At 36.7% G+C, this 2,635-nt stretch carries 1 protein-coding gene; it reads left to right on the forward strand.

From position 1 onward, the window contains the following. Positions 1–2,635, forward strand: a 2,635-nt coding sequence (locus tag V7183_RS21250) for a Cna B-type domain-containing protein (RefSeq protein WP_335360747.1), incomplete at its 3' end; no start/stop codon positions are given.

The following is a 2,635-nucleotide window of genomic DNA, read 5'->3' on the forward strand; positions in this document are numbered from 1 at the left end:
ATGAATATACATTCAAAAAGAGTATTTTCGATTTTTTCAATTATAATGATTTTTATGTTTACGATAGGCCAGAGTTTGCTACCTATAATAGCAAAGGCACAAGAATTAAATACAACAGGATTTGTGGATAGTTTTACAATTGAGAAAACAAAACTACAATACGGAGAGCAGACTAAAATAAATGTAAATTTTAGTGATAAATCCGGAAATAAAATGAAGGCTGGAGATACACTAACATTAACGTTACCTCCGGAATTAGTAGGATTTAGTGGAACGATTCCATTAAAAAATGACGAAGGGACTGATTTTGGTACTTGTCAAATCACGACAACGAATGTCGTATGTACATTTACTGACGTGGTTGAGAAACTTCAAAATATTAGAGGACATTTTAATTTTACAGTTTCAGGAATGAATGTACCGACGGGAGAAACAAAAACAATCGAAACAAATCTAGGTACAGATTTAGCAAAGCAAGCGGTAACGATTAGCGGCCCAACTGGTAGTACAGAACCTACATTGTTTTTCTACAAATCAGGCGATATTCAGCCAAGCAACACCGATGAAGTACGTTGGTTCTTGGCTATAAACAATAAAAAACAGCAGTTAAATACTGATATTGTTTTGTCTGATAGTGTGCAGCCCGGTCAAACACTTAATAAGAATAGTTTTTATATAGCAATTAATAATGGAACTACGTCTTTAAATTTAACACTTCAACAATTTCAAGATCAAGGTTATGGAACGATTACTTTTACTGGTGATAATTCATTTGATGTCTTGATTGATAAGGATAAAGCAAGCGGTAATTCTTTTACGGTTGGCTATACAACTGCTATAACTGAAAGCGGAAAGACTCAAGAATCTTTTTTTAATAATTATAAGATTAATTACCAAATTGTTAACGAAGCTCCAGTATCGAATGAAAATAGTACATGGGTTAAGAATATAAGCATGGGTGGCGGTGCGCAAGGTGATTTGCCGCCTAAAGGAACGTTAAGAATTGTTAAGCACATTGAAGGAAATCCAGAAAAATTCATCCCAAATGTTACGTTTAAGTTGTATAAGGAATCGGGTGAGCAAATCGGAGATACATATACAACAGGTGCACAAGGTATTACTGAAATTCCTAATTTAGATCCAGGAAATTACTATGTGCAAGAGATTAAAGCTCCAGTTTATGTGGATTTTGACCCTCAAACAAAAATAAGCTTTACAGTTGATGGAAATGCTGAAAAGGGTGTAAAGCTGATGATTCCGAATAAGGTAAAAACCACATCCGTTTCAGGAACAAAAACATGGAATGATAACAATGCGATAGATCGCCCGAAAACGATTCAAGTAGACTTACTCCGAAATGGTCAAAAGATTGATACGAAAGAAGTAACAGCGGAAAATGGTTGGAACTATACGTTTGCAAATGTACCTGCATATGATAATGACGGTAATGCCTATACGTATACAGTAAAAGAAAAACCGGTAGCAGGATACAAATCGGAAGTAAATGGCTACAACATTACAAATACAAAAGAAGTGAAAACCACATCCGTTACAGGAACAAAAACATGGAAAGACGACAATGCGACAGATCGTCCGGACAAGATTCAAGTAGACTTATTACAAAATGGACAAGTGATCAACACACAAGACGTAACAGAGGCAAGTGGTTGGAACTATACATTTGCAGATTTAGCACAATATGATGCAAATGGTGTTGCCTATACGTATACAGTAAAAGAAAAACCGGTAGCAGGATACAAATCGGAAGTAAATGGCTACAACATTACGAACACAAAAGTAGCGAAATTAACAGTAGAAGGAACGAAGACGTGGAAAGACGGAAATGCGACAGACCGTCCAGTAATGATCAAAGTAGACTTACTACAAAATGGAAATGTAATCCAAACACAAGACGTATTAGCAGTAATGGGTTGGAAATATATATTCGCAGATTTAGAAACATATGATGCGAATGGAGTAGCCTATCAGTATGAAGTGAAGGAACGTCCAGTAGCAGGGTATCAATCTAGCGTAAGCGGTTATGACATCACAAATACAAAAGTAGGTCAAACAACAGTAGAAGGAACAAAAACGTGGAAAGACGACAATGCGACAGATCGTCCGAAAACAATCAAAGTAGATTTACTGCAAAATGGTCAAGTAATCAACACACAAGACGTAACAGCAACAAATGGTTGGAAATATGAATTCAAAGATTTAGCGGCATATGATGCGAATGGCGCTGCGTATAAGTATGAAGTGAAAGAACAGCCAGTAGCAGGATACAAATCGGAAGTAAATGGCTACAACATCACGAATACAAAAGAAGCGAAAACAACAGTAGAAGGAACAAAAACGTGGAAAGACGACAATGCGACAGATCGTCCGAAAACGATTAGAGTAGACTTACTGCAAAATGGTCAAGTTATTAATACACAAGACGTAACAGCAACAAATGGTTGGAAATATGAATTCAAAGATTTAGCGGCATCTGATGCGAGTGGCGCTGCGTACAAGTATGAAGTGAAAGAACAACCAGTAGCAGGATACCAATCCGAAGTAAACGGTTATGATATCACGAATACAAAAATCAAGGACGGAACAGTTGTAGATCCGAAACCGGATCCAAAACCAG

It is taken from the genome of Bacillus sp. JJ1127 (assembly GCF_036965845.1).
Lineage (GTDB): Bacteria > Bacillota > Bacilli > Bacillales > Bacillaceae_G > Bacillus_A.